We start from the raw sequence: 17,922 nt of genomic DNA, 5'->3' as shown, positions 1-17,922 counted from the left end.
TTTTTGGTGATTTCACTGATTAGTTTTTTAGTTGTTTTTGTAGCAGCGCTTTCCATTCCTGGTAAACGGGATGGAAGTTTGCTGATGTTGGCTCAATTACCTGTATGCGTTCCATTTTGTTAAATGCTTCGGCTGGCGATGAAAAGATCCCCGCGCCAATACCCGCGCCCAATGCAGCGCCTACGCTGCCATCATTATTATAAAGTTCAACCGGGATTCCCGTAGCATTTACAAATGTTTGGGCGAACAGGTCGCTTAAAAATAAGTTGGCCTTGCCTGCACGGATGATTTTGGGGCTCATGCCGTTCTCGCGCATAATATCCACACCGTAGCGGAACGCGCAGGCTATCCCCTCCTGCACCGCCCTGGAAATATGCGCCGGGGTATGCAGGTTAAGGTCGATGTTATGGAAATGCACGCCAACCAGCTCGTTGTTCAGCATCCGCTCGGCACCGTTGCCGAAAGGCAGGATCCGCAGGCCGTCGCTGCCTAAAGGTGCTTTGCTCGCTTGCTCGTTCATCTGGGTATAACTAACTGATGAACCGAAAAGGTTCTTCGTCCAGCGGTATAAACTGCCGGTACCATTGATGCATAACAGCACCCCTAAACTTTTTTGCTGTTGGGTGTAATTAACGTGTGCAAAGGTGTTAACGCGCGATTGCGGATCGTAAGTCAATTGATCGCTCACGCCATATATCACGCCCGATGTGCCTGCCGTAGCAGCCACCTCGCCGGGGTTCAATACATTTAATGATAAGGCATTGTTGGGCTGATCGCCGGCTTTATAAGCTATAGGGATACCCGCTTTTAAACCTAATTGCTGCGCGATTGAAGGCAGTACGCCACCATGGGTTGAAAACACATCCTGCACCCTCGGGAATAAGCTCTCGCTAAAGCCATAGTGGTTAATGATATCTTTTGATAAGCTGTTATTTATAAAATCAAAGAAAACGCCTTCTGATAAAGCAGATATCGAGGTGGTGATCTCACCGCTTAGCTTCATGGCGATATAATCGCCGGGCAGCATGATCTTGTCAATACGGTCGTAAATGCCTGGTTCGTTTTGTTTAACCCAAGCCAGTTTGCTGGCGGTAAAGTTGCCCGGCGAATTAAGCAGATGCGACAAACATTCCTCATGCCCGATGGCATCAAAAGCCTGTTGGCCAATTTCAACCGCGCGGCTATCGCACCATATAATGCTGTCGCGCAACAATTTTTGATCTTTATCAACCAATACCAAACCATGCATCTGGTAGGCAATGCCTATAGCTGCTATATCCTGCGGATTATACTTACCCGAAGTATTGCATTTACTGATTGCCTGCTGCGCCTGCTGCCACCACATATCCGGCGATTGCTCGGCCCAACCTGGGTGCAGGGCAGTTATCGGCGATTCCTCATCGGGGTACTGCGCCGTTGCTACAGCTTTTTGCGTAGCAGCATCAACTACCGATACTTTTACAGATGAGGTACCTATATCAATTCCTAATAATAACATGCTATTTATAAGCTATTTGTACTAAAGTGTACCTTTTACAATTGGTTAATGATTGCAGACGCAAATTAATTTTTTTAAAGGTTAAAATCCACCTGTTGGCGGTATTATTTTCGCTATGCGGATTTCCGAACTTAGAAATGCAGAAATATGCCAATATTGTTTAATAAAAAGCTAATTTCTTGTAAGTTTAGCCCACTAATTACTCCCTCATAACCATGCAAAGACGTCATTTCCTTCAATTATCTTCAACTACGGCTGTAGCTTTACTGGCAGGCAGGCTAACTTATGCAACATCGGCACAAACAACAGCCATGGCTTTACCTAACGAAGTTTGGGCGCAAAGCGGCGAGGAATGGTTCAAGCTAACTGGTAGCAATGGCACCAAGTTTAGTTATAAGGATATTGAGGTAGTGATTAAAACCCACGGCAATGCTAAAGGGGTTTATATCACATCGCCCACGCAGCAGTTAAACGCTGTACGCCTATCGTGGAAACATAAAATGCCTGCAGGCGCTATGTTCCTGGGCGATCATTGGGAACGCTCGTACGGCGATCTGCAATGGAAAAAAGATCCTGCCAATGTTAAAAACCCGTGGTATGTATTGATACATGATGCCAAACATACCGCCTGCTTTGGCGTGAAAACCGGTACCAATAGCATTTGCTGGTGGGGTGTAAGTGCCGGTGCATTGGAGCTGACTTTAGATACCCACTCGGGTGGTAACGGGGTGATGCTGGGTAACCGTACCCTGCATGGCGCTGATATTATTACCATGCAAAGCAAACCCGGCGAATCTGCCTTCCAAACTGACCATCGTTTTTGCGGCATGATGTGCGGGAAACCGCGCCTGCCCAAACAACCTGTTTATGGCATTAACGATTGGTACTTCGCTTACGGCAATAACAATTTCGACCTGATCAAGAAAACCACCGCCATGATGAGCGAGCTGGTTACCGATACGCATAACAAACCATTCTCGGTGATAGACGCGGGTTGGGCCACCTACTCGCCTCTGCTACCCGGTGATGGCGGCTGGAACGACGATTTCTCAAAACCGAACGATAAGTTTAAAGACATGCACTCCATGGCCGAAGAAATCAAGAGAAGTAATATGCGCCCCGGCTTATGGATGCGCCCTTTATGTGCACGGCATGACGAAAAAGCCAGTTTGCTGGCGCCAACCATCAAGGGCCGCGGCGGCGCAAAACGACCGGTGCTTGACCCTACTATCCCCGAAAACATTGCCCGGGTTAAACGCAATTTTGATTTTTATAAAGAATGGGGATTTGAACTGGTGAAGCACGATTTTAGCACCTATGATATTTTTGGCCGCTGGGGCTTTGATATGAAGAATGAGCTTACCGTACCCGGCTGGAACTTCAATGACCGCAGCCGCACCAATGCCGAGATAATGCTTGACCTGTACCGCGCCATAAGGGAAGCGGCGGGCGATGGCATTTATATTATCGGCTGTAATACCATGAGCCATTTAAGCGCGGGGATCTTTGAACTGAACCGTATAGGCGATGATACCAGCGGCAACGAATGGGAACGCACACCACGCATGGGGGTAAATACGATGGCTTTCCGCCTGCCGCAGCATAATAAATTTTACGCGGTTGATGGCGATTGTGTGGGCCTAACCACCAAAATAGAGTGGAGCCGCAACAAACAATGGATGGACCTGCTGGCACAAAGCGGCGCGCCACTGTTTATCTCGGCACAACCCGAAGCCATGGGCGAAGCGCAAAAAGCTGCTATTAAAACTGCATTTGCACAAGCTGCCAAAGTACAGCCATTAGGTGAGCCGCTGGATTGGATGGAAACTTTGACGCCGAAGAAATGGAAGTTGAATGGTAAGGTGGTGAATTATGATTGGAGGTAAAAGCCCCTCCCAACCCTCCCCGGAAGGGAGGGCTTTATAAAAGCAATTTAAAAATCTCCCCTACCGGGGGAGATTTAGAGGGGCTACACCGCAAACGTTTCCACAAAAACATTCCGCCTGAATAATAAAAAATCCTACTTTTAGGCCGCTATAATAAACCAACCAATTTAACCATGAAGCTTATTAACAAATTTATTTGCTGTGCCTTGCTATGTTCGGGTGTGGCTGTGCAGGTACGCGCACAAAAAACTATCGACCTTGCATCGCCCAACGGGCAGATAAAAGTTGCAATAACCCTTGGCGATAAAATATACTATACCGTATCAGACAATAACACCGACCTGCTAACCCGCAACTACCTGGCGCTTAACCTGCGCACCGGCAAATTGGGCGAAAATCCAAAGTTAACCGGCACAAAAAAAACTAAAGGCGACGAAACTATCAAACCTTATATCCCCATCAAATTTTCGACTGTTAGAAGTACGTATAACGATTTGTTGCTAACCTTTAAAGGCGATTATGCTGTCGAGTTCCGTGCTTTTGATGATGGGGTTGCTTACCGTTTTATCACCACCAAAAAAGGAGATATAGAGGTTTTGAATGAGGACTTCGCTATTAACTTCCCTGAGGATTATACCTTGAACTTACAGCAAGCTAATGGGTTTAAAACTTCGTACGAAGAGTTATACACCCACATTTCATCAGCTGGTTGGAAAGCTGAAGATAAGATGTCGACCCTGCCGGTTTTGATCGACACTAAAAAACAATATAAGATCCTGATCAGCGAGAGCGACCTGTCTGATTATCCCGGCATGTTCCTGAAAGGCAACGGCGCTAATGGCGCTACCGGTACTTTTGCTAAAGCCCCATTAGAGTTTGGCCCGCAGGGCGACCGTAGTCAGCGCATTTTAAAGGAGGCCGATTACATTGCTAAAACTACAGGCACGCGTAATTTCCCGTGGCGTTATTTTGTCATAACCAGCAACGATAAGCAGATCTTAGAAAACACAATGACCCTTAAACTGGCGGCAAAAAGCGTTATTGGCGACCCTACCTGGGTTAAACCGGGACAAGCAAGCTGGGAGTGGTGGAACGATGCCGCGCCTTACGGTCCGGATGTAAACTTTGTAGCTGGTTATAACCTGGATACCTATAAATATTATATAGATTTCGCTTCAAAATATGGGGTTAAATATATTGTGATGGACGAAGGTTGGGCAAAAAGCACTACTGATCCCTACACGCCAAACCCTAAGGTTGATGTTAAGGAGCTGATCCGTTATGGTAAAGAAAAAAATGTGAGCATCATTTTATGGTTAACCTGGTTAACTGTACATAACAATATGGGCCTGTTTAAAACCTTCCACGAGTGGGGCATTAAAGGGGTTAAAATTGACTTTATGGACCGCAGCGACCAATGGATGGTTAAATACTATGAGGATGTGGTTAAAGAGGCAGCCAAAAACGAGGTTTTTGTAGATTTCCATGGCGCGTTTAAACCATCAGGTTTAGAGTATAAGTATCCTAACCTGGTATCGTACGAAGGTGTGCGTGGTTTAGAGCAAATGGGCGGCTGCTCGCCTGATAACAGTACTTACCTGCCGTTTATGCGTAACGCGGTTGGCCCGATGGACTTTACGCCCGGCGCTATGATCAACATGCAGCCCGAGGCTTATCGCGCAGCACGCCCTAACGCGGCTGCCATTGGTACCCGTGTTAACCAGCTGGCCATGTATGTTGTGTTTGAAAGCGGCGTATCCATGCTTTGCGACAACCCTACCCTATATTACCGCAACCCTGATTGCACCCAGTTTATCACCAGCGTACCTACTACCTGGGACGAAACCAAAGCATTGGTTGCTGATGCCGGGCAGATAGCCGTTGTTGCTAAGCGCAAAGCGGATAAATGGTTTATTGGCGGTATAACCAACGGTAAAGAAAAAACACGCGATGTTGAATTAAACTTCGACTTTTTAGAGAAAGGCAAAACCTATACCATGACTTATTTTGAGGATGGTATAAACGCCGGCCGCCAGGCAATGGATTATCGCCGCAAAACCAAACAGGTAACCGCAGGCGATAAAATGACCATCACCATGGTACGTAACGGTGGCTTTGCAGCCGAGTTGAAATAGAGACGATTTCGTTTTTAATATTTAAAGCCTCCGGAATTATCCGGAGGCTTTTTTGTTGGCATAATACCACACAAATTCCCTTAAGATTGCCTTTTAATTAACATGCTCAAAAAAATATATTAAAATAAATTTGCGTAACTCGTAAGTTACATATATATTGCGTAACCGAAGGGTTACAAATAAACTCATCACGTTTTAACATTTAAACAATATGAATATAGAAATCAAAAATTTAGTATTAAGCCTATGCCTGGTTATAGGCAGTTTAGCAGCAAAGGCGCAAGTAAAGCCGGTAGATATCATTAAGGAATGGGAACGATCAAAAGTTTATACGAAGGAATACCTGGATGCGATGCCGGAAACCGGCTACGCTTTACAGCCTACGCCGGAAATGCGGTCGTTCGCCGGGCAAATGTTGCACTTAGCAGATGCTAACTACGGGCTTGCTTCGGCAGCTATGGGTATTAAAAGCCCATTTACTGTAGGCGATCTGGAAAAAAGCAGCGACAAATCTAAAGCCAACGTAACCAAACTGGTAATGGAAAGCTATGATTACGTAGCCGATAACATCAAAAAAATGCCCGAAGCGCAACTTGATACACCTATCAAAATGCTTGGAAGTTTTGATATGACTAAAAGGACGGGCATAGCTAAGGCTTTTGAACACCAGGTACATCACCGTGGCCAAACAACTGTATACCTAAGATTAGCCGGCGTAAAACCACCACAAGAAAAACTTTTTTAACATGAACCAATATCAAACGTTTTATAATTTGCACCACGCTACGCAGCCGCTGGTAATAGCCAACGCGTGGAATTCTAAAAGTGCACAACTTATTGAGAAAGCAGGATTTGATGCGGTGGCCACATCCAGTGGCGCTATAGCTGCTTCAATGGGTTACCCGGATGGTGAACAAATGCCATTTGCAGAAATGCTTTATATTATTTCACGCATTAAGGCGGCAACCAGTTTACCGTTATCGGTAGATTTTGAACGGGGATATACAGACGATCCTGAACTTTTAAATCAGCATGTCCAGCAGCTCATTGATGCAGGCGCAGTAGGTATTAACCTGGAAGATAACCAGGGCGAAGAATTATATTTAAAGAAGCTGACATCAGTTAAAAATTATTTATTAAAAACCGGGCAGCAGCTATTTTTAAATGCCCGTACGGATGTTTTTTTGCAAAAATTAGATAAACCATTAGAGACAACAATAAAAAGAGCCGGTTTATATAAAGATGCAGGTGCCGATGGGTTATTTGTTACCGGCGTGCAGGACGAGGAAATAGTTAGACAAATTGTTGCAGCTACTACTTTGCCTGTTAATGTGGTAGGTGTTGCCAAACTCTCCAATATTCAAACCCTGGCAGATCTGGGCGTTAAAAGAATAAGTATGGCCGGTATTCTATTTGGTGCCGTATATAAAAAGACCGAAGCTATGTTAGCCGGCATTAAGGCAGACAACTCTCTGAGCGACCTGTTTTAAACACCAAAACTGTACCGCACGGGTCCTTTTTAAGAGACGCTGCGGAGATGTTTAAGTTGAAATAAGATATTTCACTTTTAATATAAAAAGCTCAACTTTATGGTTGAGCTTTTTTTGTGGAGGGATTGGACTCAAAGAGTATGATAGAAAATTTTTTACAGCTTAAAAGTAATTCGGTTAAAAGCGATTTTCAGTTTCTTATATTAAGGAATATTGAAGAAATGCTTGATGGTGTAAATATTTCACTTTTTAGCCAACATAGTTTTATCGATACTACGAAAGACAGCATTACCATATCCCTTGTCCATAAAGATGATTCGGATACTATAGCCACGTTAAATATTTTTACAGATCGCATCTCGTTATGGTACGGTTCGTGTGAAATTAACTTTGATTCTTTTGATTTAGATATTAACTATTTTAAAGACGTTTATCAAGATTGCCTTAACGGGAATTACATAACTACCGACTTTTTTTTAAGAAATAAATTGATTTATTCTTCCACTACTTTGACAACTTCGGGAAAAAAATGCTTAATGCCTTTTTTTTATAGACTTTATATTAAGTTTTATCAAAGGAAATTTACTTCAAAGCAGGTTCATTATAAATCATTTTCCCTTGGACTTTAATCATTTCAAACAGCAATATGAAATTCCTCTCCCTCGAACCATTTATCCCTTCAGGCAGTAATTTTGATGGTTCCAAACAACTTTTCCAGGAATTAGGTTTTGACATTAATTGGGACCAGGGCGACTATGTTGGTTTCCAGAAAGACGAATGTCGGTTTATATTACAACGTTATGATGTGGTAGAGTTTGCGCAAAACTTTATGCTGAGTGTTAAGGTGACCGATGTTAAAGCATTTAGGGATAGTGTGGTGGACAAACAACTGGTAGAAAAGTTTGGCATCCGCATTGGCAACATCACCCAACAGCCCTATGGTAAGGAATTTAATATCATAGACATTGCCGGCGTGTGCTGGCATTTTGTGGAGCAGTAACCACCTTCTCTTCAATCTCGAAGCGTAGCGAGAGATCTATACATATCCGGTTTGCGTACTCAGCGCGTGTATAGATTTCTCTCTTCGTTCGAAATGACAGGCTTTTTATTATACCGCCTTCTCCATAATATACATTTCCAGCGGTTGTTTTAAACTGCCAAACTGCTCAGGTATCACCAACTGTATCGTCTCCCCTGTTTTGCTGTAGCCGCGCCTTTCATACCAGTTTATCAATTCTGTACGGGTAGTTATTACTGTCATGGTAACAGCGGTGCAATTTATGCTTCGGGTATAATCTTCGGCGGCATTTAGTAATTGCTTGCCCAAGCCATTGGCCTGGAGGGTTGGCGATACGGTGAGCATCCCCAGGTAAACTTTATCACCTTGTTTTTGTAAATAAACACAACCGGTTATCAGGCCCTCGTTGTTGGTGTTTTTAAGGATGACGGCTTGTGGGTCTGCTATTTGTTGTTCAAGGCTTTCCTTGTTTATTCTTTGTCCGTCTATCAGGTCAGCCTCGGTTGTCCAGCCTTTTTTTGAAGATTCGCCGCGATAGGCAGAATTGATCAAATTAACCAGTTCGGGTACGTCAGCAAGGGTAGCAGGTGTAATAGCCATGCCGCAAATTTATTAATTAGCTTCAAAATGACAAAAGCATATATAAGCCTTTCATTATTAAAATGTTATAAAATGGAAACCCTATCGGGACATTTACCGTTAAAACATGAACAATTACAGGAGAAATAAGAATAATCTTTGCTTTTTTAAATTGAAAAACATAATTTTAACTTAACCCTTAATTATTACCCAATCATGAAAAAAAATCTTTGCTTTTTGCTGCTATTGGCATCATGCACAGTAAGCCGCCCTGTTCCGGGCAACTACTACAGCAACGGAACAACCTATGTAAAAAGCCTTAAACTTGATCAGAACGGTTCTTTCCTTTTATCTGCAGACAATTTCGATAGAAAAGCCGGCTTCCCCGGCAATTGGAAATACCTGTCTAAAGACACCATCTTATTAAAGTATAATTTAAAAGATTTCCCGGGAATAGCTAAAAGCGAGCATATTACCCAGAAGGAAGTAAAAGTAGTGCTCTTAAATAATAACGAGATCAAATACGACCAGGTTATATTAACTAAAGTTAATGCAAATGCTACCGCCAGCATCCGGTAGTTTGCAGGGTTAACCGGATGCTGGTTTAAAATCAATCGACCACTAATCCATTAATCCGCTGGTAGCTTAAATAACCTCCGTCATAAGCGTCGGGTGAAATCCTGAGCGTGTTCCCGTCGACCTCTAAAAAGGTTTTTATCTTATTTGTTTCATTGTCATAAATGATACAGGTGCCTGTTGTTTTATAAACCTGGCTAACAGTCTGTACTACGGTAAATGTTCCCTCTTTTTTCACCGTATCATGGGCCATTATTTTATAGGTATTACCAGAGAATATTACCGTTCGGCCATTGCCAATAGGGAAATTAACAACCTTGCCGCTATAACCCTGGTTTTCGGTTCGCAGTTCCCATTTTCCGGCAAGCCCGGTTTCTGCTGCTGCATCTGGTTTTTTACAGGCTAATAAGCCGAGTGTAATAGTAAGCGCAAAAAATAAAATGTTTTTCATAGGTAGATACTAATTCAATAATCAACTGGTTACTTTCCCGATAAAACGACAGCTAAAACAATAACGCTACAGTATGTAATAATTAATTGATGTTGCGAACACCGGGATACTTTATTTGTTAATACTTAAGTTTACACTAAACACCAACTGCTATGAAAAACCTGCTACTTGTATTTATATTGATAACGGGCCTTGCCCTAACCACCAAAGCCCAGGACAAACCCTTAACTCAGGCTGAGTATAAGGACCACATGGGTAAGGTAGCCACACTTTGCGATACGGTGTACAGCGTAAAAATATTTAGTGATACCCTTACTTTATTAAATATGGGCGGCAACTACCCTAACCAAAAATTCACTATAGCCATAAAGGGCAACAAATTACAGTTGGATTGGGTAAACCTTAAAAGAAAACACCTTTGCGTAACCGGCTTGCTTGAACTGTATAAAAACACGCTGCAGATCATCGCGTCAGAGCCTAACCAGATAACTGTAAGTAAATAATTAAAATATTATTTGCTTTTAAACACAGTTCATTTCGACCATAGGGAGAAATCTATACACAAGCAGGCGGGTAATAGTCTATGTATGGATCTCTCACTATCGTTCGACGACAAGTAGTAGATGATAATCCGGAACAATTCATCGTTTTTATAACAAACCACTATTTATAGCTTGCTAAAGCGTGATTTAAAGTTTATAATTGTCCAACCAATTATAAACTTTATAGAAAAATGAATAAGCTGACAACCGGCGATTACGTAGTATTTGCAATTTACTTTTGCGTAGTAGCCATTTATGGCATATGGGTTTACCGCCGCAAACACAACAAGAATGCCACATCAAAAGATTACTTTTTAGCAGAAGGCTCGCTTACCTGGTGGGCCATTGGCGCTTCCCTTATCGCTTCAAACATTTCGGCCGAGCAATTTATCGGCATGAGCGGATCGGGCTTTAAAATGGGCCTGGCCATAGCTACTTACGAGTGGATGGCAGCAGCCACGCTGATAATTGTAGCCGTATTTTTTATCCCGGTATATCTTAAAAATAAGATCTTTACTATGCCGCAGTTCCTTAACCAGCGGTATAACGGCACGGTAGCCATGATCATGGCTGTTTTCTGGTTGTTATTGTATGTAGTAGTAAACTTAACGTCGATATTATATTTAGGAGCGCTTGCTGTAAGCGCCATATCAGATGTAAACATCAATGTGTGTATTTGGGGCATGGCCATATTTGCCATTATTATCACCCTGGGTGGCATGAAAGTTATTGGATACACAGATGTTGTCCAGGTGTTTTTCCTTATCCTGGGCGGCCTGGTAACTACCTATATCGCGGTTAACCTGGTATCAGAGCATTATGGACAAACCGGCATATTAAATGGCCTTAAAATAATGAAGGACCAGGCAGGCGATCACTTCCATATGATATTCCAAACCGGGAACCCCAACTACCTCGACCTGCCGGGCCTGAGCGTTTTAATTGGCGGTATGTGGATAGTTAACTTAAACTATTGGGGTTGTAACCAGTACATTACCCAACGTGCTTTGGGCGCCGATTTAAAAACTGCCCGTGGCGGTATTTTATTCGCGGCTTTCTTAAAGTTGCTGATGCCGGTTATTGTGGTATTACCGGGTATTGCTGCCTTTATCCTGTATAAACAGGATGTATTTAGCTTCCATGATAAAATGACCATTGGTGGCGAGGTTAATCCTGACAGGGCCTACCCTATCTTATTAAATTTATTACCATCTGGTTTAAAGGGCCTTTCGTTCGCGGCGCTAACCGCGGCTGTTGTGGCATCGTTAGCAGGTAAAGCAAACAGTATTGCTACTATATTTACGCTCGACGTTTACAAGAAAATTAATCCGGGATCAACGGATAAGCAAATGGTTGTTGTTGGAAAAATAACGGTAGTTATTGCCATGTTATTGGGTATCGTATTATGTACCCATTTAGGTATCGATAAAAAAGGCGGTTTCCAATACATCCAGGAATACACCGGTTTTGTATCGCCGGGTATTTTTGCCATGTTTATTTTAGGTTTCTTCTGGAAAAAAACAACATCAAGCGCAGCTTTATTTGCAACCATTGGTGGGTTTATTCTTTCGGTAGGCTTTAAAGTGATGCCTGACTATATTAACCTGGAGCCGCTTTATAAATTTGGCTTTGCCGATAAAAACGGCGCCGGTGTTTACGAAATGCCGTTTATTGACCGTATGGGTTTTGTATTCCTGATCTGCGTGATAGGTATGTACATCATATCAATGATTGAGAATGCCGATGGTAAAAAAGTTCACGGCCTGGAGGTTGATGCCAGCATGTTTAAAACATCAAGAGGTTTTGCTGTAGGTACATTAATAATTGGCGGTATATTGGTTGCTTTATATTCAATGTTCTGGTAAGATCATCAATAGATCATTTAAAAGTCCCGGCCACAAACCGGGACTTTTTTTGTTTTAGCGGATCAGGGTATCTTGTTTCACTTGCCTTGTTTCAGCCTCAAAAAAACGCTTTTTTGTAGTTTACTGTAAATCAAAGCAATAAATTAAAATCATACTTAATAATACAGACGTAAAAGTTGTTTCATTTTGTTTCACCAATTTTTTATAAATAATTGCATATCAAATAGTTAATTCAAAATCCTGTTTCACTTGTTTCATTTGTTGCGTATTTTTGTGAAACAAAACAAGTTGGAACAAAATCAAACAAATTATCCCCCTGTCCACAAAATAATGTTTATTTGCAGCAGATAACGTCACCATTAAAATGATCCCAAATTTAGAACAAACCTTCCGCTGGTACGGCCCTAACGATGCGGCTACTTTGCAAGCCATAAGCCATACCGGCGCTACCGGCATTGTTAACGCGCTGCACCACATCCCTACCGGCGAAGTGTGGAGCCTTGATGAAATAAAAAAACGTAAGGCTATTATTGAAGCCGGCGGCTTTAAGTGGTCGGTTGTAGAGAGCGTGAACGTGCACGACAGCATAAAAACTGCCGGCCCGGAGCGTGAGCAACATATCAACAACTATATTGAGACGCTAAAGAACCTGTCGGCAGCAGGCATAAGCATCGTATGCTACAACTTTATGCCCGTACTGGATTGGACCCGCAGCGACATTGACTACAGGTTACCAAACGGTGCGTCTGCCCTGCGTTTCCATGCCCCGGCCTGGCGCGCTTTTGACTTGTATATACTGGAACGCCCGGAAGCGTTTACTGAGTTTACCGCAGAAGAACAGGCAGCTGCAAAACAGTACCTGGATGGTTTAAGTGCTGATGAAGTAACCCTGCTAACCAACAACATGATGGCCGGCCTGCCGGGCACTAAAGATGTGCTTACTGTTGAGCAGTTTAAAGGATATTTAAAACGTTATGAAGGTATTGATGCAGCAATGCTGAAAGCCAATATGGCCTATTTCCTTCAAGCCATTATTCCTGAAGCGGAGAAGCTGGGTATAAAGATGTGCGTGCATCCAGACGATCCGCCGTTCCCGATATTTGGGTTACCGAGGATAGTATCGACAGAACAAGATTTAAACGATGTGGTAAACGCCATCCCTTCGCCAAGTAATGGGTTAACGTTTTGCACAGGCTCATTAGGCGCACGTGGTGATAATGATTTGCCGGGTATAGTTGAACGGTTGGGGCAGCATTTCCATTTCCTGCACCTGCGTAACGTTAAGCGCGAAGCCGATGGCAGTTTTTATGAAGATAACCACCTTGAAGGCAGCACAGATATGTACGCGGTTATGAAGGCACTTGTATTGGAGCAAAAGAAACGCCGGGAAGCTGGCCGTACCGACGCAGCCATCCCGATGCGACCAGACCATGGACATAAATTGCTGGACGATTTCAACTATGATACCTTCCCGGGCTACTCTGTAATAGGCAGGTTGAAAGGGCTGGCTGAATTACGGGGACTGGAGTTGGGCGTAAAGAGGAGCTTGTTGTAAATCAACAATAAAGACCATTCCTGCGAGTGGTCTTTATTGTTACAAACAAATCCACCTTTTCCTGATTATAATAGGGCAACTGCAAGTTAAAAAACTACGTATTTAAAATATGCCCTACATAGCAGCGACAGCTACCATCGATTTACCGTATAAAACCAACCAGCAAAACGTTAAAAAGCAGGCTCACGACTTGTTTTCGGCCAATTTCCCGCAAACGGACAGGCTGATATTTGCGTTTGATAATACCGAGATCATCACCCGTAATTTTGTAAAACCGCTTTCCTATTACGGCGAACCAAATACCTTCGAGGAACGCAATAACGATTATATCGAGAACGCCTTAAACTACTCGGTACAAGCTATTGAGGATTGCGTTATAAAAGCAGGTGTTAAAAAAGAAGACATAACCGACCTGGTATTTGTTTCAACCACCGGCCTGGCTACGCCGAGTATTGATGCATTGATCATTAACAAAATGCGGTTAAACCCGCACGTTAACCGTAGCCCGTTGTGGGGCCTGGGTTGCGGCGGTGGTGTATCAGGCATGGCAAAAGCCAATATGGCGGCTATGGCTAACCCCAATGCTGTGGTATTGTTAGTCGCAGTCGAGCTATGTTCATTAACCTTAATCAAAAGCGATTATAGCAAGAGCAATTTCATTGGCTCAAGCCTGTTTTCGGACGGTATAGCGGCTTGTATTATCAAGGGCGACAATCATACCTGCCCTGGCAACAAAGTTGATTATGTAGCATCCAGCAGCAAATTATATTATGACTCATTAGAAGTAATGGGCTGGGATTTCCAGGACACGGGGTTTAAGGTTCTTTTCTCGAAAGATATCCCTACTTTCATACACGAAAATGTTAAGCAGGATATTACCGAATTTTTAGCTAATCATAACTTGCAGTTAAGCGATATTAAAAACTTCATCTTTCATCCCGGTGGCAAGAAAGTGTTAGATGCCTATACTGATGCTTTGGGTGTTGAGGGCGATTTCCTGAATAAAACCCGCGCCGTTATGAACGATAACGGTAACATGAGCAGCGCTACGGTTTTATATGTTTTAGAACGATTTATGCGAGAAGGATTTGAAGATGGGTACGGTTTAATGATGGCCATGGGGCCGGGTTTTTCGAGCGAGATGGTATTGCTAAAGCTTACTAAAAACTAAACATGTATTTCATCATATTCATTTCTTTTTTGATCCTGCAACGGTTGTCAGAACTATACATATCAAGCCGTAACGAAAAATGGCTGCTGCAAAACGGTGCCATACAATACGGGCAAAGCCATTACCCTTTTATGGTGGCTATGCATACACTATTCATCATATCAATAATTGCCGAGTATAACTGGCGGGGCGGAACACCAATCAGCTGGGGGTTTTTAATAGCCTTCCTGCTGGTATTAGCTTTTAAGTTTTGGGCACTATCATCATTAGGTAAATACTGGAACACTAAGATCTACCGTGTACCTGGCGTGTATCCCGTAAAAAAAGGGCCATACAAAATTTTCAAGCACCCTAATTATATGGAAGTGGTTTGCGAGATAGCTTTGATCCCCCTGGTATTTCACCTTTACTACACCGCAATAATCTTCACCCTGCTAAATGCAGCTATGTTAACAGTGAGGATAAATGTAGAGAATAAAGTTTGGGCTAAGTAGTTTCTTTACCAATCACTCTTAAATTATTTTTTAGCAATCACGCACTTATCGCTTTATTACGCGTTCGTATATTTCTATGTATTGCTTAGGTGTAACCCGGGCAGCAAGTTGTCCAATCAAGGCAAGCGGAATTTGGTCTGGCTTTTTAAACCGAACACAGCCTTTACCCATATCCAACTTAAATTTACTGTGTTTGGGATATTCGGCGGTAAACCAATCAAGCAGTTCTTTATTAGCATACAGCCCTAAATGGTGCATTACGATAAAGTTTTTTTGCGATCCGATATAAATAAATCCCAGCGGCAACTTAGGGTCGCCATGATAGCCTGCCGGGTATACCGAATGCGGTATAACAAAACCCGGCATGCCATAGTAAAACTGCTCGGCGAAGCCCTCGGGTATGTTATCTTCAATAGCCTCCCATAATGCCTGCATAGGCGCCTTGCGATCGTCCGGGAGATTATTAAAGTAGGCTGTTATACTCATATTAGTTTGCTTTAAACCCTTTTAAATACCGATGCAGCTAAAGGGGACAACGTAATATTGATAGAATTATTCCTGCCATGCCAGCTTACAGCTTCGCTTGTTAAGGTTGATTTGTTGGTTATGCCGGCTCCCCAATATTCCTGTTTGTCCGAATTAAAGATCTCTTTCCAGTTGCCCGCGGCAGGCACACCTACCCTAAAGTTGGTACGAGATACCGGTGTCATGTTTAATACTACCAGCAAATCATTCTTAGCATCATGTCCTTTACGGGCAAATACTACTACCGAATCGTCGGCATTGCCACCGTCTATCCATTCAAACCCTTCGGGCGAAAACGCTTTTTCGTACAAAGCCGGTTCTGATTTATAAAGCTGGTTAAGCGCCCTGATGGTTTCGCTTATCCCTTTATGGTTTGGATATTCGGTTACATGCCATTGCAGCGCATCCTGGTAGTTCCATTCTACACCCTGGCCAAACTCGGCACCCATAAACAGCAATTTAGCACCGGGGTGCATAAACATATAGCTATAAACCAAGCGCAGGTTGGCAAACTGTTGCCATTCATCGCCCGGCATTTTGCGCAGCATAGAGCCTTTACCATAAACAACCTCATCATGACTGAAAGGCAGCATAAAGTTCTCGGTAAACGCGTAGATCAGGCTAAAAGTTAACTGGTTATGATGGTATTTACGGTTGATAGGGTCTTCCTGGAAATATTTTATGGTATCATGCATCCAGCCCATCATCCATTTCATGCCAAACCCTAACCCGCCTAAAAATACCGGGCGACTAACGCCTGTAAACGAGGTGGATTCTTCGGCAATGGTTTGTATATCGGGGAAATGGCTATAGCAAGCCTCATTAAATTCTTTTAAAAACGATACGGCTTCCAAATTCTCATTGCCCCCATAAATATTAGGTTCCCACTCCCCCTCTTTGCGTGAATAGTCCAAATAAAGCATAGATGCTACCGCGTCTACACGTAAACCGTCGACATGATATCTATCTAACCAAAAAATGGCATTACTTATCAGGAACGCGCGCACTTCATTTCGGCCATAGTTAAATATGTACGATTTCCAGTCGGGGTGAAAGCCCTTACGCATATCGGCATGCTCATATAAGTGCGTGCCATCGAAATTGTACAGCGCCATAGCGTCTCCCGGGAAATGCGAAGGCACCCAATCCATGATAACGCCTATACCTTCCTGGTGAAAGCGCTCTATCAGTAACATTAACTGTTGTGGTGTACCATAGCGCGACGACGCTGCAAAGTACCCGCTAACCTGGTAACCCCAGCTTGGATAATAAGGGTGCTCGGCTATCGGCATAAACTCTACATGCGTAAAGCCCATATATTTAACATAAGGCACCAGCATGTCAGCCAATTGCTCATAACTATAAAACACGTCCGGCTGTTCAAAATCGCGTGCCCATGAGCCTAAATGCACTTCGTAAACAGAATATGGTTTATCTAAAGCATTATGCTGGTAACGATTAGCCATCCAGTTTGAATCTTTCCACTCATAAAAAGTATCAGCAACTATTGATCCTGTAAGTGGTGGTATTTCCCAACGCAAAGCAAAAGGATCACTTTTTTCCAGGTCTTCGCCGGTATTTGAGCTGATAAAATATTTATATACCTCGCCCACCCCAACGTCCGGGATAAATCCTTCCCAAATACCCGAGCCATCCCAACGAATATACAAAGAGTGCGAGCCGCGATTCCAACCATTAAAATTGGCTATCACAGCAACATATTTAGCGTTTGGTGCCCAAACTGCAAAGTAAGTACCCACTACCCCATTATGCTCCACCACGTGCGAGCCTAATTTTTCATAAAGCTTATAATGCTTGCCCGATTGAAACAGCGCTATATCAAAATCACTAAACCGGCTATAAGGGATAACTGCTTTATATTCTTCAACCGGTTGTGCTTTAACAACCTTTGGTTTGGCGGCCTTCTTTACTATTTCCGTTTCTTTTACAATTTTTGCTTTAGTAGTTTTTGCAGGTTTTGCTGCCGCAGATTCGGGTTGGGTAGTAGCTATTTTCTTTGCCATGGTAGAAAGCCCTTGGGGCGTTTAGATATAACTCATTTTATAGATGAGCCTGGTTTTATAACAATCAAATATATCATTATTGTTTGGTGCAAAGCAATAAACAATAAATAGTT

At 43.0% G+C, this 17,922-nt stretch carries 17 protein-coding genes; 12 read left to right on the top strand and 5 right to left on the bottom strand.

All coding sequences use genetic code 11. The features are described from left to right. Positions 1–19 precede the first annotated feature (19 nt). Entirely contained in the window at positions 20–1,498 is a 1,479-nt protein-coding gene (locus ABIB50_RS11805) for a xylulokinase (RefSeq protein ID WP_429379927.1), read from the bottom strand. Between the two features lie 215 nt (positions 1,499–1,713). On the opposite strand from ABIB50_RS11805, the gene ABIB50_RS11800 reads away from it, so the two are divergent. The 6 genes from ABIB50_RS11800 to ABIB50_RS11775 all read left to right on the top strand — a co-directional run bounded on the left by ABIB50_RS11800 (position 1,714) and on the right by ABIB50_RS11775 (position 8,009). Further along, a complete protein-coding gene (locus tag ABIB50_RS11800; protein ID WP_429379926.1) occupies positions 1,714–3,384 on the top strand; it encodes a hypothetical protein in 1,671 nt (556 codons plus the stop codon). Positions 3,385–3,557: 173 nt separating this feature from the next. After that, entirely contained in the window at positions 3,558–5,519 is a 1,962-nt protein-coding gene (locus tag ABIB50_RS11795) for a glycoside hydrolase family 97 protein (RefSeq protein WP_429379925.1), read from the top strand. A gap of 211 nt (positions 5,520–5,730) precedes the next feature. Further along, positions 5,731–6,264, top strand: coding sequence for a DinB family protein (locus ABIB50_RS11790; RefSeq protein ID WP_429379924.1), 534 nt, complete (start codon positions 5,731–5,733; stop codon positions 6,262–6,264). A gap of 1 nt (position 6,265) precedes the next feature. Next, a complete protein-coding gene (locus ABIB50_RS11785; RefSeq protein ID WP_429379923.1) occupies positions 6,266–7,009 on the top strand; it encodes an isocitrate lyase/PEP mutase family protein in 744 nt (247 codons plus the stop codon). 140 nt (positions 7,010–7,149) lie between these two features. Further along, entirely contained in the window at positions 7,150–7,638 is a 489-nt protein-coding gene (locus ABIB50_RS11780) for a hypothetical protein (protein WP_429379922.1), read from the top strand. A gap of 17 nt (positions 7,639–7,655) precedes the next feature. Then, a complete protein-coding gene (locus tag ABIB50_RS11775; protein ID WP_429379921.1) occupies positions 7,656–8,009 on the top strand; it encodes a hypothetical protein in 354 nt (117 codons plus the stop codon). A 108-nt stretch (positions 8,010–8,117) separates the two neighbouring features. Here the strand turns inward: ABIB50_RS11775 and ABIB50_RS11770 are convergent, their stop codons facing one another. Next, positions 8,118–8,627, bottom strand: a complete 510-nt coding sequence (locus ABIB50_RS11770) for a GNAT family N-acetyltransferase (protein ID WP_429379920.1) — start codon at positions 8,625–8,627, stop codon at positions 8,118–8,120. 195 nt (positions 8,628–8,822) lie between these two features. Between ABIB50_RS11770 and ABIB50_RS11765 the strand changes: the two genes are divergently transcribed. Next, entirely contained in the window at positions 8,823–9,185 is a 363-nt protein-coding gene (locus tag ABIB50_RS11765; RefSeq protein WP_429379919.1) for a hypothetical protein, read from the top strand. Between the two features lie 31 nt (positions 9,186–9,216). On the opposite strand, the gene ABIB50_RS11760 is transcribed toward ABIB50_RS11765, so the two are convergent. Next, positions 9,217–9,633: a hypothetical protein gene (locus tag ABIB50_RS11760; RefSeq protein ID WP_429379918.1), complete on the bottom strand. Its 417-nt coding sequence runs from the start codon at positions 9,631–9,633 to the stop codon at positions 9,217–9,219. Positions 9,634–9,785: 152 nt separating this feature from the next. On the opposite strand from ABIB50_RS11760, the gene ABIB50_RS11755 reads away from it, so the two are divergent. From ABIB50_RS11755 to ABIB50_RS11735, 5 genes are all read left to right on the top strand, one after another. Then, on the top strand, positions 9,786–10,136 hold the full coding sequence (locus ABIB50_RS11755; protein ID WP_429379917.1) for a hypothetical protein: 351 nt from the start codon (positions 9,786–9,788) through the stop codon (positions 10,134–10,136). A gap of 230 nt (positions 10,137–10,366) precedes the next feature. Continuing rightward, entirely contained in the window at positions 10,367–12,040 is a 1,674-nt protein-coding gene (locus ABIB50_RS11750; RefSeq protein ID WP_429379916.1) for a sodium/sugar symporter, read from the top strand. A 364-nt stretch (positions 12,041–12,404) separates the two neighbouring features. Continuing rightward, positions 12,405–13,595 (top strand): mannonate dehydratase, encoded by a 1,191-nt coding sequence (gene uxuA, locus ABIB50_RS11745; protein WP_429379915.1) that lies wholly within the window; start codon positions 12,405–12,407, stop codon positions 13,593–13,595. 109 nt (positions 13,596–13,704) lie between these two features. Further along, complete coding sequence (locus ABIB50_RS11740; RefSeq protein WP_429379914.1) at positions 13,705–14,766, top strand: type III polyketide synthase; 1,062 nt, start codon at positions 13,705–13,707, stop codon at positions 14,764–14,766. Positions 14,767–14,768: 2 nt separating this feature from the next. After that, a complete protein-coding gene (locus tag ABIB50_RS11735) occupies positions 14,769–15,260 on the top strand; it encodes an isoprenylcysteine carboxyl methyltransferase family protein (RefSeq protein WP_429379913.1) in 492 nt (163 codons plus the stop codon). Between the two features lie 45 nt (positions 15,261–15,305). Here the strand turns inward: ABIB50_RS11735 and ABIB50_RS11730 are convergent, their stop codons facing one another. Further along, complete coding sequence (locus ABIB50_RS11730; RefSeq protein WP_429379912.1) at positions 15,306–15,746, bottom strand: DUF1801 domain-containing protein; 441 nt, start codon at positions 15,744–15,746, stop codon at positions 15,306–15,308. An 11-nt stretch (positions 15,747–15,757) separates the two neighbouring features. Continuing rightward, on the bottom strand, positions 15,758–17,809 hold the full coding sequence (gene glgB / locus ABIB50_RS11725) for a 1,4-alpha-glucan branching protein GlgB (RefSeq protein ID WP_429379911.1): 2,052 nt from the start codon (positions 17,807–17,809) through the stop codon (positions 15,758–15,760). Positions 17,810–17,922: the final 113 nt, after the last annotated feature.

It is taken from the genome of Mucilaginibacter sp. UYCu711 (genome assembly GCF_050433825.1).
In the GTDB taxonomy this organism is placed as follows: Bacteria; Bacteroidota; Bacteroidia; order Sphingobacteriales; family Sphingobacteriaceae; genus Mucilaginibacter.
Note: the sequence above shows the minus strand (reverse complement) of the source record. Positions and strands in the feature narration are given on the sequence as shown.